Here is a 26,416-nt window from a genome sequence, read left to right as displayed (position 1 = left end):
ATTGTTTGATTATAGGTTTAGAATACAAATCGCCATACCAGTTTTGCGGCTCCTGCCGAACTCACCGGTTCTGAAAATCTAAAATTGTTTAATTTATCATAGCCCCTGTTATACACGATATACAGGTCCTCACCGATACGGGGTATCCAGTGAAGCCGGAAATTTCCAAACAGCAGGTCATCTAAAGAATTCCATTGGGTGAATACAGAAAGATCTAAACGGGGATCGAATGCGTAGTTAAAAAACTGTGCCAATTGATGGATCGTTGTATTCCCCTGTGGTAAGGTAATTCCGTTGTATATGTAGTCCGTTCGAAGGTTAAAATGTTTGTTGACATTGATCCCAAGTGATCCTGTAAAACTCTTTATCCTACCTGTATAAAACTCTCCCCAGGCATATACCATATCTATCCAAAACCGCCTGCCCTGGAAACTACCAGCCTGCAGTGCCTGCCGGTGCATCCAGTATTTACCAACCGGGATTTTAATAGAACCTGTCAAATCAAAAGGAGCGTCAAGTCTTTCAAACTGTTGTCTCAGATCATACTCAAATCTTTCGCCGCTTTTAGTAAAAAAACCGAAGGGTCTTGATTCATTATAAAAAGATTCCAATTCACCTGTAGTGTGCGTTCGATACATGCTGAACTCCCAGGGTTTGAGGTACATTCTTCGTATACCATATTTGCCGAACCATCTTGGTGAAATGCGGAAGTTCCAGGTGAGGTTATCAAAGTTTTTCCTTTCAAGAAATCCCAATTCCGGATTGTAGTCGTTTTGTATACTTCCAATAGCAATAAAGTGATCAATAAAATCATTCGGATAATCTATAAAAAAACGCCACGCATACGCATTGTTACTATTGACTCCTTTATCAAAACTCTTACTGATGAGTCCGGTTATCACGAGGTTTTTATTTTTCAGGAATTTTGAAGTTGTATAAGAGCCATCAATGCCAGCCACCTGGTTACTGATGTTACTGTTATTTTTTGAAGTGAGGATAGCACCGATATAAGATTGACTCCCGATATCTTTTTTATAACGAACCACTGTATTGTTGGTGGCTGCCGCAGTGCCTGATGCTGCGGTTTGAATATTAAGTATACCGATATTACTTCCTCCTATCTTTCCAAACAACCTGCCACCGGCAACGATTGGTACCTGCTCGAAATTTTCGATGCCGATTTTTCTTGTATAGAAGATTTCGTTGCTGGCGCCAAGGTTAAACTGGTAGTTTTGATAACCTTCTAAAAAGAACTCTCTTTTTTCAGGATAGTATAAATTGAAACGGTTCAGGTTTACCGCGATCCTGTCTACTTCCACTTGTGCAAAATCTGTATTGGCCGTTAGGTTCAGTTTTAAAGTAGGGGTAAGATTCACATTCAGATCTGCACCAATTTTTCCGGGCCAGTTGGTTGATTGATTTTTTTCTTTTTCAAATCCGCCGAGCGTATAAGGTTTTAATTCAAAATATTTAGCGTAGCCAATATTAGTAAGTCCAGTGAGCGTACCGGCATTTGCCAAACAATAGATAGAACAGTCTCTTGTCCATCCCTGCCAGGACACCTGCTCGTTTTTTGAACGGATATTACGTTCAAAGTTGATCGCCCAATTGTAAATGGAATCTTTCTTAAACTGTAAACTATTGAACGGTATACGGATCTCAGCAAACCAACCTTCATTTGTAACAGAAGTTCTCGCATCCCATACACCGTTCCAATCCTGGTTAGCTTCTTCATTTCCTGATATCAATAGATCTGCTCTTGCCCCATTGGGATTAATGACGAACAGGTAACCATTTCTTTTATCATTAAAAGGTGAAAGTGCAACCTGGAAATTATCGTCCTCGCTGTAAAAAAAATCCCGCTGCATATATTTCGCGCGTATGCTGCCTGGTTGCTGGTAACACCAAACTCCGATATACAGGGCGAGCTTATCATACACGATGGCTACCCTTGTAGGTTCAGTGGAAGGTTTACCAAAATCAAGTTCCCGCTGTGTGAAGTTGGTTATGGCTGATGCACTCTGCCAACTGGTTTCAGTCAGTTTTCCGTCAAGAGCCATTGTTTCATTGGTGAAGCTGGTGCGGATAGTATCAATAAGACTATGCTGTGCAGAAACAGGTTTATATAACAATATGACGATCGTAATTAAAGCTAAGTGAAGATTGATTTTCATCTACGACTTATTTTGATATCTTAATAACCAGCTTTGTGTCTGCTTTTAATTCTTCGTTTGCTTTTAGTACCAGTGTGTCACCTTCTTTCAGGTTCCCAAATATTTCTGTTTTATCCGGCAGGCCGACTCCCTGACTTACATCCACCCATTTGGAAATATTATTTTCAGACCTGATCACGAACTTCTTTTCAAGTGTTGTTACAACTGCTGAATAAGGTACAAAAAATGATTTGCCTTCACGCAGGATATTTAATTTGCAATCTGCGAACATGCCTGACTTTAGCAAATGATCGCTATTGTTAACTGCAAACTCCCATACTTCGCTTCTTGAATTCGGATCAAGGCTCCCGGATTTGCGTGACAGGTTCCCCTCGAATTTTTTTCCGGGAATGGCTTTCAGCGTGAACTGTACTTTTCCTTCTTTGACTTTTGTACCTGTCAATGCCTCCGGTATTGCAATGTGCAGGCGTAACGTTGCGTTATCTTCAATTTCAAATAAAGGCGTTTCGCCGGGCTTACCCACATAAGCGCCCGCATCCACATTTCTTTTAATGACAGTCCCGCTGAATGGTGATTTTAAAGTAAGATAGCCAGCTGTTTCTCCTTCAGCGTTTACTCCCGACTGCGCAGCTCGTATCAATGCCTCATCTGAACTTACCTGGTTCTTTGCTTTCTCAAGATCTGCTGGTGCAATCACGCCATCGGTTTTCGATGCTTCCAATAGTCTTTTATACAGATCATTGCTGGTAATAAGTCTCGCTTTTGCTGATTCCAGTTTTTGTTTGCTTTCCGCGATCCTTGACTGCAATTCAGGAGCCTCAAGTATTGCAATTACCTGTCCTTGTTTTACCTGTGAGCCGATATCGACATAGATCTTTTTTATGTAGCCGCTTACTTTACCGAAGACCTGTACTTTTTCCTGTGCAAGCAACTCGCCGGGAAGCGAAACAGTTTTATCGAGCGAGCCGCTTTGTAATAGAAAGACAACCGTTGAATCAATAGTTGGCTTAACGGGTTCTTTTGGCTTGTTGTTCTGGTTACAGCTAATGGTAGCGGCAACTACTAATAATGCTATGATATTTTTTATCTCTTTCATGTTGTCATTTTTGGTTGTCATAAAACCTGCTGGCTGTATCATCCGGGTCAAGTGAAACATCACGGTATATTTTTTTATTAATGACGGCATTGTAAACAAGCGGCAATACAAAAAGTGTGGTAAGTGTTGAAAACAAAAGACCACCAATTACGGCAATACCCAATGGCGATGTTTGCTCACCACCTTCTCCTAAACCGATAGCCATCGGTATCATCCCGGCTATCATGGCAAAGCTTGTCATTAGGATCGGTCGCAATCTTGATCGTGCAGCAAGAAGACCTATGTTGGATAGGCTGCCATCCTGCTTCCGGATCGTTTCAGCTTTTGTTACGAGAAGAATAGCATTGGCAACTGCTACACCTATCGCCATGATACAGCCCATGAATGATTGTATGTTTAGCGTTTTGCCTGCCAGAAATAATAACAGGAATGAACCGGCAACCACCGCAGGAATAACTGACAGGATAGTAAATGATAATCGGAACGATTGAAAATTAGCAGCCAGCAATAATAAAATAACAAGGATGGCCAAGAGCAGCCCAGAACCCAGTTCGCTTTGTGTTTGCTGCAGGATCTCTGATTGCCCCCGCACATATACTTTCACGCCTTGTGGTAACGAATCTAATTTGCTGATCGCAGTTTGAACATCTTTAACTGCCGTACCTAAATCTTTTTGATGCAGGTTAGCAGAGATTGTAATAAAGCGTTGTTGATTTAAGCGGTCGTATTCTCCCGGCGTGTTTAACTTTTTCCATGTAGCCACATCACGCAGGAAAATATTTTGATTGCTGGCTGATACAGGAACCTGCTCCAAATCTTCCGGTGATTTCATTTGGTATTCGGGTAACTCTACCTGAACCTGGTAGGCATTTCCTGCATTTTTATCCAGCCAGTAATTTAACAGGATGTTTCGGCTGGATGAAGTAGCCGCTGAAACGGAACGGCTCATTTCATCAATGGTCAGCCCCAATTGTCCTGCACGAACCCGGTCATAATCTATCTGTAAGGAAGGATAATCAAGAGGAAGCGTGTATTGAATATCGCGCATGTAAGGCAATGCCTCCATTTGCTTTTTTAATTTATCGCCGATCTCTTTGCTTTGTTTCAGATTTTTCCCCTGCACCACTACTTCGACAGGGTTGTTCGTTCCCTGGCTCATGACCTGTTCAACAAGATCGGCGGGTTCAAACGAAACCTGCATCGAAGGAATTTCTTTTTTGACAGCGGACCTCAATTGTTCTTTTAAGTCGTCCAGTTTGATACCTGCGTTATCAGTAAATCTAATTTTCACAATCGCTTCATGCGGCCCGCTTGTCCATGTAAAGATCGAGTTGATGGCATAGGTAGGCGGTTGTAATCCAACATAGGCAGAAGTAATCGACACCTGTTGTTTGCCTACTTCTTTTTCAAGCAGCGCCAATACTTTTTTGGTATTATCTTCTGTCCTTTCAATGCGCGTGCCTGCAGGCATACGAAGTCTCACTTGTAACTGTCCTGAGTTTACTTTCGGAAATATTTCCTGCCCTAAAAAATGATAATTACTCCAGAGCAATAAACCACATATAACCAGGTACAAAGAAATAATCACGCCACGGGCCCCTGCTATTCTATTTTGAAAAGATGTATAACGGTTAGTCAGTTTTGTGAACCATTTCCTTTCTGTGAAATGCCCGGCATCTTTTAACCACCAGTTTGAAAGAATCGGCACCACTGTTTGTGAGATCAGAAAAGAAGCGATCATAGCAAAAGCCACTGCAAGCGATAATGGCATGAACATCCCTTTAGGTATGCCGGTCATAAAAAGCGCCGGGACAAATACTGCAAGGATACTTAATAGTATCAGCAGTTTTGGCAAAGCAATTTCTTTCGCAGCATCTGCGATGGCTCTTGGTTTTTTCTTGCCATCTTCAAGATGGCGATGTATATTTTCAATAGTTACTGTTGCCTCATCCACCAATATACCAATAGCAAGCGCCAAACCTCCAAGGGTCATAATATTGATACTTTGCCCCGCGAGGTATAAACATACGATCGCAGATAGCAGGGCAAGTGGAATGGTAATCACAACGATCAACGAACTTCGCCTGTCGCTTAAAAAAAGCAATACCATCAACCCGGTAAGTATGGCCCCCAATCCTCCTTCAAACAAAAGACTTTTTAAAGAATTGACAACATAAGTTGATTGATCAAATTCATAAGATACATGTATGTCGGCAGGAATCGCGGCCTGCATATCCGGCAAGGCCTTTTTAATGTTCTGTACCACTTCCCAGGTGGACGCATCTGCGCGTTTGGTTACCGGTATATAGATGGAACGTTTACCATTGACGAGTGCATAACCGGTTGTGATGTCCGCACCGTTTTCTACTGAAGCTACGTCACGGACATAGGCTGTCGTCCCGCTTTTTGCCTGTAAAGGAATGCTTTCAAACTCTTTGATATTATCGATCACTGTATTCTGTGGAGTGATCAGTGTTTGATCGCCCACCCGCAGGTTACCGGCTGGTGAGATCATATTCCCTTTCGCAATGGTAGCTGCCAGCTCATCGGGTGTAACGCCATAGCTGCGAAGTCTTTCAGGATTCGCGCGTATAATGATGGTTCGCTGATTACCCCCGAGTGGCGGTGGTGCTGACACGCCCGGCAAGGCGGCAAACATGGGCCTTACTTTAAAGAGAGCAAGATCCTGTATCTCATTTAAAGATTTACTATTGCTCGTAAACACCAATTGTCCTACAGGTACGCTACCCGCATCGTAACGCATGATGAATGGTGGTAAAGTTCCTGGTGGCATAAAAGAACGGGCGCGGGTAGCATAGGATACTACCTCAGCCATAGCAGCGCCCATATCTGTCCCTTCATGAAACTGCAGTTTGATCAGCGATACGCCCTGAACAGATTTGCTCTCTACATATTTAATGCCTGTTATGTAGAGAAAGTGGTATTCATAGTAAGAAGTAAGAAACCCTTCCATCTGTTGTGGCGATAAGCCCCCATAAGTTTGCGCCACGTAAATGACAGGCGTTCCTAACTTTGGAAAAATATCTATCGGCATTTTTCGCACGGCCAGCCATGAGAAAAATACGATACCCATTACGATCACCATAACGGTAACGGGTTTTCTGAGTGCAGCGATGATCAGTTTTTTCATGTGGCTATTTCACCTGGTTGACAAATAAATTAATATCGCCATAAACGGCTGCTTTATATAATAAGGCTTTCCATAATTCTGATTGCGAGTTGGCTAAATCGATCTTCGCTTTCAGCAATACCGTTTGCGTCTGCAATAATTCTGTGTAATTGACAAGACCGTTTGTATAACGTACCTGCATTGACATGAACGCATATTCTGCAGCACGCACCTGCAGCGGTGTCTCTAAAGCGATGGATCGGGTGTTGGAGAAATTGACATCCGCATATTTCCTTTGTTCTTTCAATGCTGATGAAACCTGGTTCAGTTTTTCCTGCTCTGATTTTATGAGCCAATCCTGTTGCTGCAATTTTGTTTTTATCTCCGCCTGTTTTAATAATGGAACTGACAATTGCACACCCAGGCCATAGTTAAAACGGTTTAAGGCAAATCCATCAAAGGTTTTAACAGCGCCCGTATAGTCTACGCCTGAACCTCTTGCATAGGTAGTACCCCAGATCGATAGATGCGGAACAGACAGTTTGCTGATGGTTATGCGTTTTGTATTTGCTTCTTCAATACTAAGCCGCGCTGTTTTTACAAGCGGGTGCTCTATTGTATCGGTAAGCTGTTGTTGTGGAACAGAAGCGTACAATAAGGTGTCTTTTCCAACGATCACAGAATCGGTAGCAAGTGATTCCTGCAAAGCAGTTATTGTTCCTGCAAAAGCATTTTTTATTTTTAACCACTCGATGCGGCTGCGGGAAAGCTCAGATTGTATAAGTGCAGTATCTACACCTGGTCTTAAGCCTGTTGTAGCAAGCACTCTGACCTGGCGCAATTGGTTTTCTGAAATCCGGATATTTTCTTCATAGAGCTTTGATAATTTCTGCACATATACCAAGTCTATATATTGGCCACTAACTTTTATCTTATGCGCAAAAATATCCTGTTCATTTTTCGATTGCAATGTTTGTGAAGTAGCTGTGGCAAGGTTGATATTGGACGTACGTTCTCCGAATACCCCTGGTTGCCATTGAAGCAATAAGCTCGCAGCAGAACCGGTAACCGGACCATAATCATTATTTGCTGAAGGAGGCCCGCTAATGGGTAATGTATATTGCGGGTAAAACATGCCCGCAATATTATTATGCGTGGCGAGGTTAGCCTGGTAGGCTGCATCCAGTTGGGGAATAAGCGTTTGCTGCTGAAGTTTAATACCCGCTTTCGATGCTTCTAACTGGTAGCGATTTGATTTTAATTTAGGGTAATTGTTTTCGGCTATGGAAAGTACATCGGCCAATGACAGCCGTACAGTATCCTGTGCTTTTAATGCAGGTACAAAAAAGCAAAATCCTATAAATAATATCCATCTCATGTGCATCAGTTTGCTATGAAACAAACCTAACAAGAGATTTAGGATAAATTTGGGAGGTTACCTGTGCCGAAAGTTACCTTAATGTGATGTATTCCGTTTTGGTGTGTATACAATACCTCCAATCCATATAATTGGGCTATCTGTTTTACCAAGGCGAGTCCTAAGCCGGTTGTTTTTATATCCGATGTACCCTTTCTAAAACGTTCAAACAAGTAGCCAGGCTCAATGGTTAAGGACATTCCGGAGTTCTCAATACTGAATTCACTACCGTTCAATGTAACACGGATATATCCACCCGGAAAATTATGGACAACCGCATTTTTTATAAGGTTACTAAAAAGAATCTCTATGAGTGCAGGATTGGCTGTCAGGTAAATATTATCGGCTATCAGTAAGTCTGTCACCGGAAAATTGTCGTAGTGTTCCTGGTAATTGGAAATAATACTGCTTAGAAGCTGAGAAATATTGATTCTTTCCTGATCTGGAAACTGGTTATTATCAATTTTTGCAAGAAGGAGCAGGCTTTTATTTAGTTGGCTTAACCTGTCATTTGCCTGGGTAATGTCAGCCAGTAACAAAGCGGTTCCTTCTGTCAGCCCAGGTTCATTGATCAGAAGGTCGAGTTTGGAACGGATAATGGCAAGCGGGGTTTGTATTTCGTGACTCGCATTCTCAACAAACTGTTTTTGATTGCTATATGCCCTATTATTCTTTGCTGCAAGATCAGTGAGTTCTTTATTCAACTGGTTAAATTCCGTGATCCCTGTTTCCGTAAGAGGTGCGAACGAATTATTTTTGGCGATATCGTAATCAGATGCAGCCTGTAGTGTTTTATAAAAAGGTTGCCATAACCGTTTTGAGGTTTTTCGGTTAATCACAACAATCGAAAATAACAGCAACATAAAAACAAAAATCTCTGTAGCAAACACTTTTACCAAAAGATGCGAATATTCTTTTGATGTGACCAGCGTTGTGAGCAGGTAATGATCTCCGTTTAGTTCATATTGCTTTGACAAAACCGTGTAACCGCTATCAGTATCCTGGATTTTGCCAACATCGTTTACAGGCAGGCTGAGTTTTGTTATAGTGTATTCACCTTTGATCTGCGTTGGCAGCGCACCTGTGGCGAATGCCTGCCAGATATTTTGCTGTTTAAGTTCCAGTTGCTTTTCCTGCATATGACGCGCATGACCGGTAAGGATCACATAAAATAACACAGAACCCAGTAACAGCACAAGCGGTAACCAGGTAAGCAGGTAACGGGTATTTTTCTGTTCAAGTGTTTTACTCATACCACCAATTTATAGCCAAGGCCATATACAGCCTGCAGCATATCGCCGCAGCCTTTTTCTTTCAACTTCTTTTTTAGGTTCTTGATATGCGAATAAACGAAATCAAAAGAAGCAAGGTTATCTGTTTGTTCACCATATAAATGTTCTGCAATTGCCTGACGGCTTACCACCCGGTTTTGGTTGGTAATTAAAAACAGTAACAGTTCAAATTCATTCTTGGTAAACGATACCAGGCTATCTTGTACCAAAACGGTTTTTGCGGCGAGGTCAAGTTTCAGGCTGCCTGCTTCTAATACACTGGAGCCCGAACCATATTTTCTCCGGATGAGTGCCTTTACCCTCGCATTCAGTTCTGATAAGTGGAAAGGTTTTGTCAGGTAGTCATCTGCGCCGAGATCAAGTCCCGCGATCCGGTCTTCTACTGCATCGCGTGCGGAGATGATAATAACACCATCTGTTTTTTTATCCTTGCGTAAATGATCGAGTAACTGCAACCCATTGCCACCGGGTAAATTGATATCAAGGATAATGCAGTCGTACTGAAAATCATCAGCTTTTTGTACTCCTTCCTGGAAAGTACCTGCCTGTTCGCACAGAAATCCGGATTGCGTAAAGTAGTCAACGATACTTTGACGCAAGCTTATTTCATCTTCTATGACCAATAGCTTCATGAAAGGGATTTAACGCTAAGCTAAGTTTGCATTTAGGAGAAATTTAGGATAAAACTGGTTTGATCTATCTCAATATGCCAGATTCTTTATCAATAACCCAATCAAAGCAGCAATAAATATAAGATATGGTTCGGGGAGTTTTTTTATGTAGATCAATACCAGTAAGGCAGCAACTGCGATCAGTAAAGCCGGAATGTCTCTTATGCTTCTTATTCCAATTAAGATGGCTGCCCCAACCAGGGCTCCTATAACAGCAGCAGTGATCCCTTCCACAAAAGCTTTGATGGAAAGATTCTTCGCTATTTGCTTAAAATATGGAGCGGGTATGATGGTGAAAAGATAACAGGGAAGGAATGTGGCTAAAGCTGCAACTGTTGCTCCGGGAAATCCCGCTACCAGGTACCCGATAAATCCGACAGTGATTACTACCGGACCAGGAGTGATCATGGCAACGGCTACCGCATCCAAAAATTGTTGTTCGGTAAGCCAGTGATTTTCCACAACTACACCCGAATGTAAAAAAGGAACGATGGCAAGCCCGCTTCCAAAGACAAATGCACCCGCTTTTGTAAAGAACCAGGCGATCTTAGCGAGTGTGTTCCACTCGAATTGCCAAAAACCGATGGCCCCCAGAAATATAGTGCCTAAACTTTTATTTTTTTTGATCCATTGTGGCGGTGCTTTGACAAGCATATACAGAAATCCGGCAGTAACAAACAATAATATTTCTTCGGATTGCGTAATAATTGTCACCACTACAGCAACTATATAGAATACCCATAAAAGCCAGTTTTCTTTAATGGAAGCGACTGTTAGTTTGCCAACTGACTTTGTGGTCAGCTTATAACTACTCATAATGATAATCGCCACCACTGCTGCACTCACTCCGTAAAAAACGGCCTGCATCCATGCAAGACCGCCAAACTGCTGGTACAACATTCCAAGCGCAACCACCATACAAAATGAAGGAAGTACAAAAGCAATTCCTGCAAGCGTTGCGCCAAGAACACGATAACGAATAAAGCCAATGTAAATAGATAGTTGTGCGGCCAATGGACCTGGTGCCAGTTGGGCAAGCGCCAATCCTTCTTTGTATTCTTCTTCTGAGATCCAGTTTTTTTTCTCAACCAGGTCCCTATGCATATAGCCGACCAACGCAACAGGCCCACCAAATCCGGTAGTACCTAAGCGCAAAAAATATATAATCAGTTGTTTGAGTGAATAAGCCGGTTCAGTCATTGTATTATGGTATTGGATTCCAGGTATGTTTTTCTTTTCGTAAGGTATTGGAGATACAAAATATGCACTCGGAAGAGAAATTCTAAATTTTTCTTAAAACAGGTTAATTCAGAACATACCCTTCTTAATAGGCAGTAATTTTATATGTGGTAAAGCTTGCTTATGAAGAACTTAAAATCGGTAGTTGATTTTTTTACATTGTCGGAATTTTCATCTTTAACCTCCATTGAAGGGCTTGCCAAAAGGCATCATAAAAAATGGTCTGAAAATTATGCGAAGTGGAGTTATGAATCGACAAAACAGAAACTTCTTTCCGCGTACTGGACCCGTGTTGTACCCGTACACATTTTTACTCTTTTTTGTATAGGCTTAACTGCCTGTTTTTTCTTTGTATTTCGGCAGCAGAAAATAACCGAATCATTGACCGTCATTTCAATAGCAGCAGTAATCGTTTATTTCAGCTTGTGGCTTTGGGTTTATAAGCCAGTTTATATGAATGAATTTGTACCGCTGTTAAATAATGCAATTGAAACTTTAAGCGGTGCTTATTTAAAGGAACTTGATGATGTGAAAAAAGCCCAATACAGTTCCATTACAATTGTATTAATTCATATCGTGACCAATAAACTGGCAGGACTCATTGGTCAGAACGGCTATAAATTTTCCAAAGAGGAAATGGCCAGGCTATATGGGATTTCAGAAAGGAGCTTTCATGACGCATTGAGCGCTGTACTTAACGCTGATTGGAAAGAAAGCACACGGATGAATACCGAGATGGCTGATGCTTTTAGAAAGGCAGGTCATTATTTTTCTGCCACTGGCAATATGAAAGCTGTCAGTTTGTTAAGTGACATTCAGGCTGATCTGCTTGTATCAAAGAAACCGCCTGCCATCTAATGCCAGAATAGCGGAATAATGTTAATGAATACAAAACAGGTAAGATGATGTATACATAAACGCATCCTGTCACCTGAATTGCTACTGAATTGGAAACATTTCTTATGACAGAGTTTCCAATGATGGTTCCCATGACTCAAGCTGAGTTTTGGGACAAAATGAAAAGTGTAGTGGAAAATGTAGTGGAAGCTAAACTAACTACTGCACCTTCTTCAAATTCCACCCTGATACCGGAAAAGGCGCTTCTAAAAGCCTCAGAAGTCTGCACTATTTTCCAGATCTCCAAGCCCACCCTTTATGAGTGGTTAAAGCAAAACAAGATTGCGAGTTTCAAGATCCAATCCCGCCGGTATTTTTCCCGGCAGGATATTGAAGCAATTATCCGGCAAGACAACAAGATCTCCAACCTTTAATTCTTTGCCATGAACTGCAGAGAATTTAATCAACAGGACATCGTGGACTATCTTTTATTCCTTGGGCACAAACCGGCGAAAATAAATGGCAATGATCATTGGTATTTATCGCCGTTCAGGAATGAACAGACCCCATCCTTTAAGGTCAACAGAAAATTTAATGTCTGGTATGATCATGGGCTTCAGAAAGGAGGAAAGCTGGTTGATTTTGGTGTGCTGTTTTATAACTGCACAGTAAATGAATTACTGCACAAGTTAACGCATCAAGACAATTTTTCTTTTCAACAGCAAAATCCCCATGAACGAGTCGCCTCTTTTTCCGGGGCGGGTGAAAAAGAAAAAATCATTGTTGTGGATGCCCGTCACCCGATCAGGTTGCTGTCTTTGCAAGAGTATCTACAATTCCGTAAAATTCCTTTGGAAATCGCCAACCGGTTTTGCAAAGAAGTTGACTTTAATTTATATGATCGGAAATATACCGTAATCGGCTTCCAAAACAGCGCTGGTGGATATGAATTAAGAAGCGCAAATTTTAAAGGCAGCAGCAGCCCAAAAGAAGTGACATTAATTGGTAAAGATATCTCTAAAGAAATTGCAGTTTTTGAAGGCTTTATGGACTTCCTTTCCTACCAGGCAATTCACTGGCGCAAGTTTATCATGCTGCCAAAACAGCAGCCCAATTTTTTGATACTGAACTCGATTGGATTCCTTGAAAAGATTAAGCCGAGACTGGAGCAGCATCCTTCCATTCATCTATATCTGGACCGGGATAATAAAGGGTTGATGGTTACTAAAGAAGTGGTGGCGCTTGGCAGAAAATACCGGGATGAAAGTACGATCTATAAGAATCATAAGGATCTGAATGAGTTCTTGATGAACCAGAATCCCGAACAAAGGCAATCACAAAGAAGCGGTATGAGGTTTTGAGTTTTAGTAGCCAGCTATGTTTCGGTTAAACCGAAACGGCTGGCTCTATTCATGCTTTGCATTCATAGAGAAATTTTGAGAGACATGTAAATGAAGAGAGATGGCAGTCAAAACAGATAACAGCACCGGTAAGCGAAACAAAGGTGGCAGGCCAAGGAAGGAAATAAAGAAGGATCAATTCTTAGGGGTGAAGTGTTCATTGGTTGAAAGAAAAGTTATTGAAAACAAAGCAAGGCAAGTTGGTGTAAGTGTTTCGGAGTATCTAAGGAAACTGGGACTTAGCGGAAAAATTGACATGAAGCTTAAAATCGTTTCCAAGGAAATTCTTTTGTTTACTGCGACACTAAATCACCTCGCTGCCAACCTGAATCAGATCGCTAAAAAGCGCAACAGCAATGATCAATTAAATGCTTTGGAAAGAGCGCAATTAGAACAGTTATCAAAGGTGAATAAACAGCTCGCACAGGATATCAAAAATTGTTTGAATGATCGGTAAATTTTTAACAGGAAAATCCTTCAGAGGTTGTCTGCTGTATTGCCTCAACGACAAGCAGCAGAAACCAAATCACGAACTTGTAAAAAAAGATCGCGCTGAGGTCATATTATTCAACCAATGTTTTGGGAATCAGAAAGAGCTGATTAACCAGTTCAATGAAGTACGGCAGTTAAATAGCAAGTTGGCAAAGCCCGTTTTGCATATTACCCTTAGTCCGTCCACCGGTGATAAATTGGTAAAAGAGGAATGGCAAAAATTGGCGACTGACTGCGCGGCTGAATTTGGATTTGACAAGAACCAATTTGTAGCCGTTTTACATAACGATACGGCACACCACCACCTGCACCTTATTGCCAACCGGATTGGGTTTGACAGAAAGACTGTGAGCGACAGCAATAGTTATAAAAAAATGGCGGCGTACTGCCGGAAAATGGAACTCAAATATGATTTGGAACAGGTGCTTTCCCCTAAGCAATTTTTATCAAAAGAATTGAGAAATATCCCAAGAATAGATGAGAGAAAATCTGCTATCAAAAGTCACATTCGGGAAGCCATACTGGCATCAAAAAATTACAGCGAGTTTGAGCTATACATGAAGCAAAATAAATACGAGGTAATTAAAGGTCGGGGTATTGCTTTTATTGATCCGAAAAAAGTATACGTAAAGGGCAGTGAAGTAGGTTATTCGTTATCAGTAATTGAAAAGATATTAAGCCAATCACTTGCAGAAAAACAACGATTGTTTGACATGCAAAAGGTGCAAGAAAAATCGCAACGATTGTCTTATTCACCGAATATGAAAGACAAATCTAAAAGCCAAATTCATGAGGTAAAACAGGATTTTTCAAAAGCAATTGAAATCTTGCTTAGAGCAGAAGAAATGCGACAACAAACCCCGCATGAATTGTTACCGAAGAAGAGGAAGAAAAAACGTCAATCACTTCACTTATAAATTCATTTTATGGATCAGGATGTATTAGAACCCGTGCTACAGGAAATACTGGAGGAGTTAAAGCAAACAAACAAGTTAAACCGGGAAAACACCCGCGTTTTAATCGAGTTGGAAAAACGGATAGCAGCTATTGAAAAAAGGCTCGATCAGAAATTACTTTCTCCGGCGAGTAGCGACAATAAACAAATAGAAAGAATAGTGTCGGAAAACACTGATAACATAATTAGATTTATTGCTGAACAGCCAAAAGAATTCGTGCAGAATAAAAGGATTTTATTGTTTCCAGAACATAACGCTGCCGAGTTCTATAAAGTTTTTTACGGCCGGTTGTTTAAGTGGCTTGCCATTTTGTTTATCGCATGTTTCCTGTATGCGCTCGGAAGGGACTATATCGGAGCATACCAGGAGAAAAACTGGTATAGGGACGGGTATGAGCAATTACTCAAGGAAAAAGAAGAAAACAGCCGAAAAGTGAAGCAGAAACCGCGGGTTTCGGCAGGCATCTCTCATTAAATCATCGTAAATTTGTATCATGGAAAAAAGGCTCGTAAATATTGACCCAAAGAGGGCAGGTATTGCAGTCGCTAATTACGTGCGTGAGCAGGCGCTCAAAACGGGTTCCTTTATCACATATAAAGAGAATGGTAAAATCATTCGCGAGAACCCACGCACCGGGGAAAAATTTGTCCTCGATTCCCAATCAGCCAAACAGAAATAAATGCCTGTCCTTTATATTCTCGGCGGAGCCAATGGTTCCGGTAAAACTACCTGGTATAATGCGCAGGTAGTCACTGGCGATATTGACCTCACCATTCCTTTTATAAACATAGATAACATCGTGCTATGGGAGTTGGGTAGCTATACCCCTGAAAACCTTCTTTTGGGAGAAAATATTGCAAAAGAACGAATGAGCGGTCATATTGAAAGAAAGGAAAGTTTTATGATAGAAAGTAACCTCTCCAAGAAAGCCGACTATGAGTGGATCGAAAGGATGCAGCGTCATGGTTATGATACGGTTTTATATTTCTTCGGAACAGATAATGTAGAGATTAATAAGGACCGTGTACTCAACAGGGTTGCCCAGGGTGGACATGATGTTGCGGTTCCAATTATTGAGCAGCGTCACAGAATGGGATTGACTTATTTAAAATCCGAAGTTTTGAATTTTACCGAAGCTTATTTATATGACAGTTCTGAAAAGATTCCCCAACAAATGGCGGTGTTAAAAAAAGGTAAGATTATTGAACAGGTTAATGAGCCTGAACTTTGGGTAAAGGAAACTTTATTTATCGCTGAAAAATTACAACAGAAACAGCAGCGGCTGGAACAGTCGCAACGATTAAAACCAGATGATATTCAATTGCTGAAAAAATTAAGAAATGTGCCTAAGAATAAAGGGCGTCGTTTATAATTCCTGTTTATCAGATGGAACTTTACAATTTGGCCTGTTTAATCAATTCTGGAAATAGCAACACCTTTTGTACATCTCTTGGGTTAAACAAAAATGGCTGGACATCCTGTGCCATTTCCTCCATACTTAAACTGTTGCATCTCTCGATTATTCTTTCCTTAAGTTGCTTCTCATTGGACACGCCCATTTTAAACTCCAGGTAGTTATAATCCGGCCGGTCAATCAGTGACAACAGGAATGCAATATCAAAGAAATCTCTTCCTTTATTTCTTTCGCGATTGCAGACAGCATAGAACTTTTGCGCGAGTAGTAAGTTTAGCGGTGTAATTAAGATCTGGGTGAACACGTCAAACCGATTCAGAATATATTTTTCCGGTACAAAAGCAAAATGCTGGGGTTCGGTATCCAGTTGTATTAATATCTTTTCCTCCCGATGGCCCGATAACCCTTCCTTATATAATATTTCCGGGAAACGGATATAACAATGGTACGCCCCACGGAAAACCGTTTTCATTTCCACTTCATAACCTTCCTGTTCCAGTTCTTTTTTTAAAACACCTGATACTTTTTCAAAGGTATCTTCTGCTATTGTAAAATTGTCAAAATCGAGATCTTCTGAAAACCGGGTGTTGCCATGAACTATCCGTAAACAAGTGCCTCCTAAAAAACATAATTCATTGGCATACGCGCTGTCAAAAAGCAGCTGCAGTAATTTATGCTGTAGGTATTCCCTCAAAATAAACCGCTTGAACCCGCGCAGGTTTTCAGGATAATTTTTTTCTATTTCAGATAGTGTCAGCATGATTTTTAATTTTACTTAACAGCTTAAGCCGCTTATTGAGTGTTTTACTCTCAAAACAAGCAGCGTAAGAAGTTAACCGGTCGTTATTGATGATTTCATTAAAAGTCGTCAGGTTTAACCTCATCGCTTCAATATCTTCTGTTGTGTTTAATTGATGATTGAGGTATAAGTAATCCAGGATCGCCTTTTCGGGCGAAGCTATTAATAAGGGTATTGTTTGAGTGTTGTCAATTTCATATCCAAAAAATAAATGCGCTTTAATACTCCTGTAATTAAATGTACCGGCGACTGTTTCGTAGGCTATAGTTTTTCTTGTTGTGATATTCTGAACAGAATACACAGCCTCCGGTATCAGTCCGTAATGTGAAAGGGCGGACTCCAGTGATACATACGATGGGCGGTGCAGGCAATTGCTGATCCGGTAACGGAGCTTGTCATTCATAGGTAGATCAGCAAATAAATACCACTTATTGATCAGCTTCCGGATATACCCCTTCTGTTGCCATTCTACCAGGCGTCTTGTGTCAAAACCGGGGAACACCTTTTCTATGTCCCTGGTTGAGAATACTTCAAAGCTGTACATAGCACCTCTAAAGTCTAAATAAGTCATTATGTTTCCTATTATTGTTAATATTAACAAATATAAGAAATAAAATAACATAATTTGCCAATTATTTCAAGTCAGGGTAAGCAATTGAAAACCAAACGACTGTAACATTTGCAGTTTTAAGTCGTACAGTAGTTATACTAGTGGGAGTCCAATACAGGAAAATAAAGGACTATGGAAGACGCTTATCACGAAGAAGAAAAAATAAGAAAAGCACTTGAAGAGATCAATAAACGGCCACTTACAGATCAGGAATCTAAACAGGCGATTTCTTTAATAAAAATGCTCGCTGAAATGGCAATGGAGGCAGCAGAAATGATGATAGAACGAGAGGAGCGATTAAAAGCTTCGCCAAATGGATTCCATCTGGACGGCGGCGGGCATAAATGCGCGGTGTGCCGCAGTATAGTTGCCGGCGAAGATTCCTGGTATGATGTATTTGGCATAAAATGTATGAATTGTCAATCCGCCATAAACAATAAAATTATTCCACCCACTTTATGTCAAAAGCAGGATAGTTATTACACAGAACTCGAGCTGGAAAGATATTTCTCATTAAAGGGGAAGGTATTGAACAATTGGATCCAGGCAGGACTTCTTATTGCGCGCGTAATTCCTTCATTAAAGAAAGGAAAACATACAAGGCTATTCCTGATTAAAGACAACAAAGAATTTTTACCTCCGAAGCACCTTGTCGAATCAAAGGAAGCTATCGAAGAAGTGGACGGAAGAAAAGAATATCTATTTGGGATACCATGGTACCAAATGGTAAATGCCCCGATTGACTATTTAAAAGAATATGGTATCGCTAAATATCTAAAAAGAATAGAATTATAAGCTATGGATAAAACGACCAGCATGCCAATACTTATTCCGTATGCGCCGGAGGAGTTTTGGGCGGAGATGCGCAAAATTATCAGCGAGGAGTTAAAGAATATAAAGGGGCCAGATAAACCGCCGGTCAATTACAAAATTGAAGGACTTAACTATAAGCCATTGTTTAAGATCGAAGAGGTTTGCAGAATATTCAGTATTTCCAGACCTACTATCTACGAATGGACAAAGGATGGTAAACTGAAACCATTTAAGATCCGATCACGTGTTTATTTTCTTTGGGATGATATACAACGTCTATTGTCTGGATCAACGTTGGAAAAATGATAAACTAGCCAACGGATACTGATTAAACCAGTCCAACAGCCTGTTGGACTATTTCTACTGTTGGGTAAAAGTGAATAGCTTCTTTTTGTTGCTATAGTGCCTCCTCAATACATTTGGCAACTAAAGAATCATCAATCTCATCCAGATATGTCATTGTCTGTAATTGGGTTTCATGACCCATCGCTTCCTGGATAATATTCAGATCAACATTTTTCTGCCTGAGATTGGTCGCAAAAGAATGCCTGGCTACATATGAGGTAAGGTCTTTTTCCAGTTTAATATCTTTTGCCATTACTTTCAAATCTTCATTTAGGTCTTTAAGACCACTATCTATTCTCGCATCGATCTTTTTCGGAGTATCATGAATTTTCATGAGAAGAGGGAAGACATATCCTGCATCACTTTGTAACTCGCATGTTTTAAACCATTCAATGATAGCAAGTGCCTTTGAATGCAATTGATAATCATACTTACGTTTGTTCTTAGACCGGATATAATTAATCTCATTTCCTCTGATATTAGTCTTATGCTTTAACTGCGCAAGATCAATAAAATTTATCCCTCTGGCGTAATAACTGAATAAGAATAATTGTTGTGACCTAAACATCCTGGTGTCCTTGTCATATTCAAGTTTAGCGATGGCATGAATGACGTCTGCGGATACGGCACGTTTCTTCGTTTTAATCCTGCGGTAGGGTTTGAATGTAAAGTATTTGGAAGGGTGGTGTTCCTTCGGACAATAACCTCGTTGGATTGCAATATTCCAAAGCCGGTTGAAGGTTCTGATGTAAAGACTCATCGTACTTTCGCTTGGCACGTTTGTTCTCAGGTAATGCTCATAGGCTTCAAAGTCAGTTTTGGTAAAAGCCCAGAATGTTTTATCACCCAATAGGTATTTCTTCAACTTGATTTTTCCGGAATAAAATACACCGGCATATCCTATGCGCCCTTGCTCTTCCATTTCTTTAATAACAATATCAAAAAGCTGGAGAATTTTAACCGGCTGAACACGCTGGCTCACCTTGCGAACTTTATCTTTTAATTCTCTCAGTGAAATCATTTCAACACCATTCCGGTGCATGGTCTTAATTTCATAGTCGATCTCCGAAACCAGTGAATTAATTTTTTTAATAATCGCTTTAAACTTAGGATGAGATGATTTGGGGCACTCATTCAACTCATCCCAATTCTCCACCAGCGAGGTAAAACCGGTATTATAATAACCAACCTCCTTATATTGTGTTACACGAACCCTGATCTCGAACTCTCCATTTTTAGAGGTTTTATGTTTCCAGAGAACAGGTTTTATTTTAATTTCTTGCATAGATGCTACCGGTCTTTTTTTGGTTTTTAGGTAAAACTGAGGTAAAACCAAAGGTAGTATTTTTTTGATTTCAAGTAATTAATGAAATTCGCTGAAATCCTTTACCACAAAGGATTTCAGCGTTTAATTAAGTTCAGGTGAGTTAGGGTAAAACAAGGCATTTTTCGTTATGGCACGCAAGAGGTCGTTGGTCCAACCCCTAAATTAGCGCTTTAATACACGCTTCAACACCTCCAGCACCAACACACTCGCCACCGCCGCAATTACCGTAGCCAATACAGCCTTCCAATCAATATCCCCTGTTTTAAATATTACCTGGAGAAAAGAAACATTGATCAATGCGAACTGCAAGGCCACCGTTCCGCCGATCACGAACCACATGGATTTGTTGGCGAACATGGCTCTTGAAAAAACAGAATGCTGTGCCGAACTCACAGACAATGCGTTGCCCAATTGCACAAAGCACAAAGTTGTAAATACCATTGTTTGCTGTGCCTTCACATCGTATCCGTTCCGGATGCCCCAATACTGTACGAGAAGACAGCTCACCGTCATTACCACGCCCGACCATACCAGCTTTGGGATCATACCGCCGGCAAACAGGTTTTCTTTCGGGCTGCGCGGTGGGCGGCCCATGCTTTCGGGTTCTGCAGGCTCGGCCACCAGCGCCATGCCGGGCAGGCCGTCTGTTACCAGGTTGATCCACAGAATATGAATGGGCAATAACGGGATGGCGAAACCGAGTATCGGCGCAAAGAAGATAACAAGGATCTCTGCAAGGTTACACGATAAAACATACAGGATGAACTTCCTGATATTGTCGTAGATCCTACGGCCTTCCTTGATGGCGTTAACGATGGTGGCAAAATTATCGTCCATCAGTATCATGTCCGCAGCCTCTTTAGACACATCGGTGCCCGTGATGCCCATCGCTATTCCAATATCGGATTGCCTGAGCGATGGTGCATCGTTTACTCCATCACCGGTCATGGCTACAAATTCTCCATTGGCCTGCAGGGCTTTTACAATATCCAGTTTTTGTTGCGGCGAAACCCTTGCATAAACAACTATGTTTTTTACGGCTTGGCGGAAATCTTCTCCGGATAAATTAACCAGGTCTGCGCCCGTTTTTACAACGCTATTGCCCTCGCTTAACAAACCCAGGCGGTTTGCAATTGCTGTTGCGGTGAGCGGCTGATCGCCCGTGATCATTACGGTGCGTATGCCGGCGGCCTTGCATCGTTTGAGCGCCTCGATCACTTCTTCTCTTGGTGGATCGATCATGGCAACGGCACCGAGAAAATCCAGGTCTTTTTCCATTGCAGGTGCAATCTCACCGGGATCGGTTTCAAATATCTTGAACGCAAAAAATAAAACCCGCAGTCCTTCCGATGCCCACTCCCTGTTTTTATCGAGCCATTCCTGGTTTTTGTCTTTGTAGCCGGGCGATAGTGCTTCGATCAATTTTACGGGTGCGCCTTTTACAAGTAAGATCCATTTGTTTTCCCAGCGGTGCAAGGTGCTCATCAACATTCTTTCAGAATCGAAAGGCAGTTTTGAGATGAAAGGAAGTTGCCGGTCTGCTTCTTCTTTCGTGATCCCGTTTTGTAAAGCATAATCTACCAGCGCGGTTTCAGTTGAATCGCCCAAGAGCCCTTCTTTCGAAAACCTTACTTCGTTGTTGAGCATCATGGCCTGTAACAGCAAGGTTTGTTTATCGGGAACGGCTTCCATTTTCTCAACCGTCATGGTGTTCTTCGTCAGTGTCCCGGTTTTATCGGTGCAGATGTATGTAACGGAGCCCAAGGTTTCTACTGCGGGCAGGTTTTTCATGAGCGCCTGTTGCTTCGACATCCGCCTGGCGCCCTTCGCCAGGGCAATGGTGATCACGGCAGGCAAAGCTTCGGGAAGCGCCGCCACAGCGAGTGAGAGCGCCGTGAGGAAGGTTTGGAAAACTGGATTGCCCTGCCAGATCCCGAACCCAAAAATAATGGCGCAGATAATGATCACGATAACGGCCAACTGTTTACTAAACAGGGCCAACCTTTTTTGTAACGGCGTTTTCTGTGTTTCGCTTTTTAACAAGGTGGCGATCTTGCCGAGTTCGGTCTGCATCCCGATGGCGGTAACAATGGCTTTCGCAGATCCCGCAGTAACATGTGAGCCCTTAAATACCATATTGGTTTGATCGCCGGGCGAGAGGGCATTGCCTTCTATTGCATCGGTTGTTTTATCGGTCGACTGGCTTTCGCCCGTAAGCGATGACTCATCTGTTTTAAAGGAGTGCAGGCTGATGAGGCGTCCGTCTGCAGGCACCACATCACCCGCATTCAGTATGATGATGTCACCGGGAACGATGGCCGATGTTTCTATTTTTTCGGTGTTGTTGTTGCGCAGCACCAGTGCAAATTGCGGCGATAATTTTTTCAGCAGTTTTACCGATTCTTCTGCGTTGCTTTCCTGCGAAAAACCCATCCACGCGTTTGCAACAATGATCGCGAGGATCACATAGGCGTCTGTATGCTCGCCGGCAATAAACGAAATAACTGCGGCGATGATCAATATCAGGATCATCACATCCGTAAACTGTGAAAGCAGGATCGACAGCTTGCTTTTCTGTTTCGTTTCTGTCAGGATGTTTTCACCAGACTCTTTCCGGATCGCAGGAATGGCATCGGGTTGTAAACCTTGCGGAGACGAGTGCAGCTGTTCCATTACCTTTTCGGTGCCTATCTGGTAAAATGCGGCCATCTCTTAATGATTGTTGATACAGGTTGATTGGGTAAGTTACTGAAAGATTTAAGGTTTCCGGATGGTGATTTACATTTACCGCATATGACAAACACACATAAACAACTTTTCAAAGGAGGATTTATACAGGCTGCGACCGTTGGTGGGATTTCAGCAGTGGTAAGCCTGATTGATTAACTTTAGGAATATGAAAAAAAGTTCGCAATACGTTATTATTGGAATTTTGTTGTCCATCTTTGTCTGGGTAAATTTTTATCGGTGGATAAGTACATGGGATGGAGCAAGGTCATTTCAGGAAAACCTGTCTGTCTTTTTAACACGCTATCCGCGTTTTTTACAGGACGGCACCACTATTGAGGTAATAAACCTGATCTTATCAGCTCTGTCCATTTACTGTTTTCTTAAGGCTCGAAAATATGGAGCGCATAAGGTTCTTATCCTCGTGTTGATCATTGTAAATTCCCTATTGTTGCTTTGCAGTTTGTTTTCTTTATCTTGATCATAGGCCCGGGCGATCCGGCACATGATTCGAAGGTATTCCCCGTCGCATATGCAAGGAGGAGATAGTCTTACCCCAAATAATCTGCCCGCAATCACCCACCGCCCCGATTTGCTTCTTATTTTTGACCCCGTATGATCTCCAACCGTTCCTTTTATACCGTCATCGGCCTGTGCATCGTTACCTACCTGGTCGGTATGGTCATGATCCCGCTGATGGACATCGATGCCTCCCAATACGCTTCCATCAGCCGCGAGATGATGGAGAACAGGAGTTACCTGCAGGTGTTCGATCTCGGGATGGATTACATCGATAAACCGCCGATGCTTTTCTGGCTCTCCTCCCTGAGCATGCGTGTTTTTGGTGTGCACGATTGGGCGTACCGTATCCCTTCCTTCCTGTTTGCCCTGCTTGCGGTGTATGCAACCTACCGCCTCGCTTTGCTTTTTTACCGGAGGGAAATTGCGCAACTAAGTGCAATGGTGCTGGCCAGTTGCCAGGCCCTGTTTCTCATTACACACGATGTGCGCTGCGATACGATGCTGCTTGGCTGGGTGGCCCTCAGTCTCTGGCAGATGGCGGCATGGTACCAGACAAATAAGTGGAAACATTTCTGTATCGCCTTTATTGCCATCGCCTGCGGTATGATGACGAAAGGGCCCATCGCCCTGATGGTTCCTGCATTCGCTTTTGTTCCGCATTTTGTGCTCAGGAGAGAATGGAAACAGTTGTTCCGCTGGGAATACATTGCCGGCCTGGCCATCATAGCGGTGATGCTGTTGCCGATGAGCATCGGTTTGTACCAGCAGTTCGATCTGCATCCCGGTAAAATTGCCAGTGGCGTAAAGATCGATTCGGGTCTCCGTTTTTATTACTGGACACAAAGTTTCGGCCGCTACACAGGAGAAAATACCTACAACGAACTCAACTACTTTACTTTCCTGCTTGAAAACATGCTGTGGAGTTTTCTCCCGTGGATCGTTTTCTTTTTACTGGGATTGGTATTTGCCGTGCGCGAGCTCGTTCTCAAAAAATTCAAACTCAATGCCGGCGAAGAATGGTTCTCAGCCGGCGGCTTCATCATCACGTATTGCATACTGGCAAGGAGCCAGGCGCAGCTGCCGCATTATATTTTCGTGGTGTTCCCGCTTGCGGCCATCATTACTGCAAAATTCCTGTTCAGGTTGTTCTTTACCGGCGAACTTGCCGCATGGAAAAAACCATTGTCTGTTTTTCATACCGTGGTCTTTGCATTGCTCTGGCTCGTATGTATCTTCCTCATGGCCTGGCCGTTTAAGGTCCCGGTTTTCGTGCCCGTACTTGCTGCATTGTGTTTGGTTGCTTTTTTCGTGATCCTTTTCTCCAAAAACATTGTTCTGCCCAAAATATTGCCGCTTGCTTTTTTCACGGTAATAGGGGTGAATGTGTTTCTTGGCACGGGTTTTTATCCCAATGTTCTCAAATACCAGCTCGGCAACGATGCGGCGGCGTTCATGAAACAGCGTTCCATTGAAAAGGAGCGGGTGAAGATCTATGGCATTTACGAGGGAAGGGCTTTGCATTTTTATGCACAGCATATTTTCCCGAAAGTATACAGCAGGGAGGAACTGGGCCCGGCAGATATGGTGATCACTTTGAAAGACAGCCTCCCATCGTTGCGAACTTCCTTCCCCACACTGAAGGTTTTGCACGAAGGCGGCAATTTTGGCGTAACCTCGCTCTCGCTGCCCTTTCTCGACCCCGCAAAGCGCGACGCGGAAGTGCCAAAATATGTGCTGCTGGAGCTGTAACAAAGGCCTGCAACGGTTTGGCGGGTATTGATTAGATTTGCCGTACCATTTACTATGACAGAGATAATTATTTTAATCATACTGATCCTCATCAACGGCCTGTTCTCTATGTCTGAGATCGCCCTCGTATCGGCCCGCAAGGCACGCCTTGAGGCACAAGCCGCTAAGGGCGATGGGGAGGCAAAACGCGCGCTGGCGCTGGCCAATCACCCGGAAACCTTTTTGTCAACGGTGCAGATCGGCATCACACTGATCGGTGTTCTGACGGGGATCTATTCCGGCGACAGCTTCAAGGAACCGCTTACCGCATGGCTGCAGAAATTCGATTTCCTGAAAGATTATGCCAGCTCGGTGGCAACCACACTCATCGTTGTGGTGCTAACGTACCTGTCGCTAGTGCTGGGTGAGCTGGTTCCGAAAAGGATCGGCCTCAGCAACCCCGAAAAAATCGCAAAGAAAGTAGCCGGGCCCATGCGTATCGTTACCTGGGTAACCTTTCCTTTTACCTGGGCGCTGAGCATCACCGCCAATTTCATCATCCGCTTGTTCAATGTTAAAACGAGTGATAACCAGGTTACAGAAGAAGAGATCAAGGCCATTATTTCCGAAGGAACAGAGCACGGCGCCATCGAAGAAGCGGAACAGGATATTATTGAACGCGTGTTCCACCTCAGCGACCGCAACATCACTTCGTTGATGACGCACCGCAGCGACATCACCTGGATAGACGGAAACAAAACAGTGGGAAGCATCAAAGCAGAACTGGAAAACGTGCTGCATTCGGTATATCCTGTTTGCGAAGACAATATCGATCACATCAAAGGCGTGGTATCGATCAAGGATCTTTTTGCCGCCGATCCTTCAACCACCGTTTTCTCGATCATGAACAAAGCGATGTATGTTCCTGAGAACATCACCGCCTACCAGGTGCTCGAAAAATTCAAGGAAACAAAAATGCACGAGTGTTTTATTGTTGATGAATACGGAACCGTAAAAGGGTTGATGACATTGAACGATATACTCGAAGCCATTGTGGGCGATATTCCCCAGGAAGAAGACGATCCGTACGAGATCACCGAGCGCGCAGACGGCAGTTACCTGGTAGACGCACAGATCCCTTTCTATACCTTCCTTACCCGCTTCAACCGCACGGAATGGATGATGGAGGGCGACCAGGATTTTGATACGCTTGCCGGGTTCATCATTCACCAGCTGGAAAAGATCCCGGTAACAGGCGATACGTTGACCTGGAAAATATTTACGTTCGAGATCGTGGATATGGATAACCACCGGATCGATAAGATACTGGTAACCGCCAAAGAAAAACGGAGGATGGACAACGACGATGACGAAGACTGATGAATTTTATTGCAGCTACTCACGATAAAAAAAACGGAAGCTTTTAT

23 protein-coding genes are annotated in these 26,416 nt (G+C 42.5%); 12 read left to right on the top strand and 11 right to left on the bottom strand.

The genetic code is table 11. The features are described 5' to 3' along the window. Window positions 1–17: 17 nt before the first annotated feature. The 7 genes from GWC95_RS07675 to GWC95_RS07645 form a co-directional block, all read right to left on the bottom strand. Entirely contained in the window at window positions 18–2,174 is a 2,157-nt protein-coding gene (locus tag GWC95_RS07675; protein ID WP_161818104.1) for a carbohydrate binding family 9 domain-containing protein, read from the bottom strand. 7 nt (window positions 2,175–2,181) lie between these two features. Then, the gene (locus tag GWC95_RS07670) at window positions 2,182–3,270 is read right to left on the bottom strand and encodes an efflux RND transporter periplasmic adaptor subunit (RefSeq protein ID WP_161818103.1); all 1,089 of its coding nucleotides are present in this window, start codon (window positions 3,268–3,270) and stop codon (window positions 2,182–2,184) included. A gap of 4 nt (window positions 3,271–3,274) precedes the next feature. After that, complete coding sequence (locus GWC95_RS07665; RefSeq protein ID WP_161818102.1) at window positions 3,275–6,421, bottom strand: efflux RND transporter permease subunit; 3,147 nt, start codon at window positions 6,419–6,421, stop codon at window positions 3,275–3,277. 4 nt (window positions 6,422–6,425) lie between these two features. After that, complete coding sequence (locus GWC95_RS07660; protein WP_161818101.1) at window positions 6,426–7,778, bottom strand: TolC family protein; 1,353 nt, start codon at window positions 7,776–7,778, stop codon at window positions 6,426–6,428. Window positions 7,779–7,816: 38 nt separating this feature from the next. Beyond that, window positions 7,817–9,070 carry a sensor histidine kinase gene (locus GWC95_RS07655; RefSeq protein ID WP_161818100.1) on the bottom strand — a complete coding sequence of 418 codons (1,254 nt, stop codon included), beginning with the start codon at window positions 9,068–9,070 and terminating at the stop codon, window positions 7,817–7,819. After that, a complete protein-coding gene (locus GWC95_RS07650; RefSeq protein WP_161818099.1) occupies window positions 9,067–9,741 on the bottom strand; it encodes a response regulator transcription factor in 675 nt (224 codons plus the stop codon). The genes GWC95_RS07655 and GWC95_RS07650 overlap by 4 nt, the downstream gene beginning before the upstream one ends. Window positions 9,742–9,810: 69 nt before the next feature. Further along, a complete protein-coding gene (locus GWC95_RS07645) occupies window positions 9,811–10,980 on the bottom strand; it encodes a chromate transporter (RefSeq protein ID WP_161818098.1) in 1,170 nt (389 codons plus the stop codon). 162 nt (window positions 10,981–11,142) lie between these two features. Between GWC95_RS07645 and GWC95_RS07640 the strand changes: the two genes are divergently transcribed. The 8 genes from GWC95_RS07640 to GWC95_RS07605 all read left to right on the top strand — a co-directional run bounded on the left by GWC95_RS07640 (window position 11,143) and on the right by GWC95_RS07605 (window position 16,076). Next, window positions 11,143–11,877, top strand: coding sequence for a hypothetical protein (locus GWC95_RS07640; RefSeq protein WP_161818097.1), 735 nt, complete (start codon window positions 11,143–11,145; stop codon window positions 11,875–11,877). 104 nt (window positions 11,878–11,981) lie between these two features. After that, window positions 11,982–12,290 (top strand): helix-turn-helix domain-containing protein, encoded by a 309-nt coding sequence (locus GWC95_RS07635; protein WP_161818096.1) that lies wholly within the window; start codon window positions 11,982–11,984, stop codon window positions 12,288–12,290. 9 nt (window positions 12,291–12,299) lie between these two features. Next, on the top strand, window positions 12,300–13,217 hold the full coding sequence (locus GWC95_RS07630; protein WP_161818095.1) for a toprim domain-containing protein: 918 nt from the start codon (window positions 12,300–12,302) through the stop codon (window positions 13,215–13,217). A gap of 100 nt (window positions 13,218–13,317) precedes the next feature. Continuing rightward, entirely contained in the window at window positions 13,318–13,713 is a 396-nt protein-coding gene (locus GWC95_RS07625; protein WP_161818094.1) for a plasmid mobilization protein, read from the top strand. Further along, window positions 13,703–14,665 carry a relaxase/mobilization nuclease domain-containing protein gene (locus GWC95_RS07620; RefSeq protein WP_161818093.1) on the top strand — a complete coding sequence of 321 codons (963 nt, stop codon included), beginning with the start codon at window positions 13,703–13,705 and terminating at the stop codon, window positions 14,663–14,665. Before GWC95_RS07625 ends, GWC95_RS07620 begins: the two co-directional genes overlap by 11 nt. A gap of 9 nt (window positions 14,666–14,674) precedes the next feature. Beyond that, window positions 14,675–15,178: a hypothetical protein gene (locus GWC95_RS07615; RefSeq protein WP_161818092.1), complete on the top strand. Its 504-nt coding sequence runs from the start codon at window positions 14,675–14,677 to the stop codon at window positions 15,176–15,178. 19 nt (window positions 15,179–15,197) lie between these two features. Next, entirely contained in the window at window positions 15,198–15,383 is a 186-nt protein-coding gene (locus GWC95_RS07610) for a hypothetical protein (protein ID WP_161818091.1), read from the top strand. Further along, window positions 15,384–16,076 (top strand): hypothetical protein, encoded by a 693-nt coding sequence (locus GWC95_RS07605; RefSeq protein WP_161818090.1) that lies wholly within the window; start codon window positions 15,384–15,386, stop codon window positions 16,074–16,076. Window positions 16,077–16,098: 22 nt separating this feature from the next. Here GWC95_RS07605 and GWC95_RS07600 read toward each other — a convergent pair whose 3' ends face one another. Next, window positions 16,099–16,878 (bottom strand): nucleotidyl transferase AbiEii/AbiGii toxin family protein, encoded by a 780-nt coding sequence (locus tag GWC95_RS07600; protein ID WP_161818089.1) that lies wholly within the window; start codon window positions 16,876–16,878, stop codon window positions 16,099–16,101. After that, window positions 16,862–17,488 (bottom strand): type IV toxin-antitoxin system AbiEi family antitoxin domain-containing protein, encoded by a 627-nt coding sequence (locus GWC95_RS07595; protein WP_161818088.1) that lies wholly within the window; start codon window positions 17,486–17,488, stop codon window positions 16,862–16,864. The genes GWC95_RS07600 and GWC95_RS07595 overlap by 17 nt, the downstream gene beginning before the upstream one ends. A gap of 171 nt (window positions 17,489–17,659) precedes the next feature. On the opposite strand from GWC95_RS07595, the gene GWC95_RS07590 reads away from it, so the two are divergent. Next, window positions 17,660–18,322, top strand: coding sequence for a hypothetical protein (locus tag GWC95_RS07590; RefSeq protein WP_161818087.1), 663 nt, complete (start codon window positions 17,660–17,662; stop codon window positions 18,320–18,322). 3 nt (window positions 18,323–18,325) lie between these two features. Beyond that, entirely contained in the window at window positions 18,326–18,646 is a 321-nt protein-coding gene (locus GWC95_RS07585) for a helix-turn-helix domain-containing protein (RefSeq protein ID WP_161818086.1), read from the top strand. A 91-nt stretch (window positions 18,647–18,737) separates the two neighbouring features. Here GWC95_RS07585 and GWC95_RS07580 read toward each other — a convergent pair whose 3' ends face one another. Beyond that, on the bottom strand, window positions 18,738–19,970 hold the full coding sequence (locus tag GWC95_RS07580; protein ID WP_161818085.1) for a site-specific integrase: 1,233 nt from the start codon (window positions 19,968–19,970) through the stop codon (window positions 18,738–18,740). A gap of 204 nt (window positions 19,971–20,174) precedes the next feature. Continuing rightward, the gene (locus GWC95_RS07575; RefSeq protein ID WP_161818084.1) at window positions 20,175–22,721 is read right to left on the bottom strand and encodes a cation-translocating P-type ATPase; all 2,547 of its coding nucleotides are present in this window, start codon (window positions 22,719–22,721) and stop codon (window positions 20,175–20,177) included. A gap of 633 nt (window positions 22,722–23,354) precedes the next feature. On the opposite strand from GWC95_RS07575, the gene GWC95_RS07570 reads away from it, so the two are divergent. Beyond that, the gene (locus GWC95_RS07570) at window positions 23,355–25,010 is read left to right on the top strand and encodes an ArnT family glycosyltransferase (protein ID WP_161818083.1); all 1,656 of its coding nucleotides are present in this window, start codon (window positions 23,355–23,357) and stop codon (window positions 25,008–25,010) included. Between the two features lie 54 nt (window positions 25,011–25,064). Continuing rightward, complete coding sequence (locus GWC95_RS07565; protein WP_161818082.1) at window positions 25,065–26,369, top strand: hemolysin family protein; 1,305 nt, start codon at window positions 25,065–25,067, stop codon at window positions 26,367–26,369. Window positions 26,370–26,416: the final 47 nt, after the last annotated feature.

The organism is Sediminibacterium roseum, from assembly GCF_009939005.1.
In the GTDB taxonomy this organism is placed as follows: Bacteria; Bacteroidota; Bacteroidia; order Chitinophagales; family Chitinophagaceae; genus Sediminibacterium; species Sediminibacterium roseum.
The sequence above is the reverse complement of the archived record's forward strand: the minus strand, read 5'-3'. Positions and strand labels throughout refer to the sequence as shown.

What these genes read in the sequence shown, in the direction of transcription:
- GWC95_RS07675 (WP_161818104.1), bottom strand. Translation starts at nt 2,174, where the DNA reads ATGAAAATCAATCTTCACTTAGCTTTAATTACGATCGTCATATTGTTA.
- GWC95_RS07670 (WP_161818103.1), bottom strand. Translation starts at nt 3,270, where the DNA reads ATGAAAGAGATAAAAAATATCATAGCATTATTAGTAGTTGCCGCTACC.
- GWC95_RS07665 (WP_161818102.1), bottom strand. Translation starts at nt 6,421, where the DNA reads ATGAAAAAACTGATCATCGCTGCACTCAGAAAACCCGTTACCGTTATG.
- GWC95_RS07660 (WP_161818101.1), bottom strand. Translation starts at nt 7,778, where the DNA reads ATGAGATGGATATTATTTATAGGATTTTGCTTTTTTGTACCTGCATTA.
- GWC95_RS07655 (WP_161818100.1), bottom strand. Translation starts at nt 9,070, where the DNA reads ATGAGTAAAACACTTGAACAGAAAAATACCCGTTACCTGCTTACCTGG.
- GWC95_RS07650 (WP_161818099.1), bottom strand. Translation starts at nt 9,741, where the DNA reads ATGAAGCTATTGGTCATAGAAGATGAAATAAGCTTGCGTCAAAGTATC.
- GWC95_RS07645 (WP_161818098.1), bottom strand. Translation starts at nt 10,980, where the DNA reads ATGACTGAACCGGCTTATTCACTCAAACAACTGATTATATATTTTTTG.
- GWC95_RS07640 (WP_161818097.1), top strand. Translation starts at nt 11,143, where the DNA reads ATGAAGAACTTAAAATCGGTAGTTGATTTTTTTACATTGTCGGAATTT.
- GWC95_RS07635 (WP_161818096.1), top strand. Translation starts at nt 11,982, where the DNA reads ATGACAGAGTTTCCAATGATGGTTCCCATGACTCAAGCTGAGTTTTGG.
- GWC95_RS07630 (WP_161818095.1), top strand. Translation starts at nt 12,300, where the DNA reads ATGAACTGCAGAGAATTTAATCAACAGGACATCGTGGACTATCTTTTA.
- GWC95_RS07625 (WP_161818094.1), top strand. Translation starts at nt 13,318, where the DNA reads ATGGCAGTCAAAACAGATAACAGCACCGGTAAGCGAAACAAAGGTGGC.
- GWC95_RS07620 (WP_161818093.1), top strand. Translation starts at nt 13,703, where the DNA reads ATGATCGGTAAATTTTTAACAGGAAAATCCTTCAGAGGTTGTCTGCTG.
- GWC95_RS07615 (WP_161818092.1), top strand. Translation starts at nt 14,675, where the DNA reads ATGGATCAGGATGTATTAGAACCCGTGCTACAGGAAATACTGGAGGAG.
- GWC95_RS07610 (WP_161818091.1), top strand. Translation starts at nt 15,198, where the DNA reads ATGGAAAAAAGGCTCGTAAATATTGACCCAAAGAGGGCAGGTATTGCA.
- GWC95_RS07605 (WP_161818090.1), top strand. Translation starts at nt 15,384, where the DNA reads ATGCCTGTCCTTTATATTCTCGGCGGAGCCAATGGTTCCGGTAAAACT.
- GWC95_RS07600 (WP_161818089.1), bottom strand. Translation starts at nt 16,878, where the DNA reads ATGCTGACACTATCTGAAATAGAAAAAAATTATCCTGAAAACCTGCGC.
- GWC95_RS07595 (WP_161818088.1), bottom strand. Translation starts at nt 17,488, where the DNA reads ATGACTTATTTAGACTTTAGAGGTGCTATGTACAGCTTTGAAGTATTC.
- GWC95_RS07590 (WP_161818087.1), top strand. Translation starts at nt 17,660, where the DNA reads ATGGAAGACGCTTATCACGAAGAAGAAAAAATAAGAAAAGCACTTGAA.
- GWC95_RS07585 (WP_161818086.1), top strand. Translation starts at nt 18,326, where the DNA reads ATGGATAAAACGACCAGCATGCCAATACTTATTCCGTATGCGCCGGAG.
- GWC95_RS07580 (WP_161818085.1), bottom strand. Translation starts at nt 19,970, where the DNA reads ATGCAAGAAATTAAAATAAAACCTGTTCTCTGGAAACATAAAACCTCT.
- GWC95_RS07575 (WP_161818084.1), bottom strand. Translation starts at nt 22,721, where the DNA reads ATGGCCGCATTTTACCAGATAGGCACCGAAAAGGTAATGGAACAGCTG.
- GWC95_RS07570 (WP_161818083.1), top strand. Translation starts at nt 23,355, where the DNA reads ATGATCTCCAACCGTTCCTTTTATACCGTCATCGGCCTGTGCATCGTT.
- GWC95_RS07565 (WP_161818082.1), top strand. Translation starts at nt 25,065, where the DNA reads ATGACAGAGATAATTATTTTAATCATACTGATCCTCATCAACGGCCTG.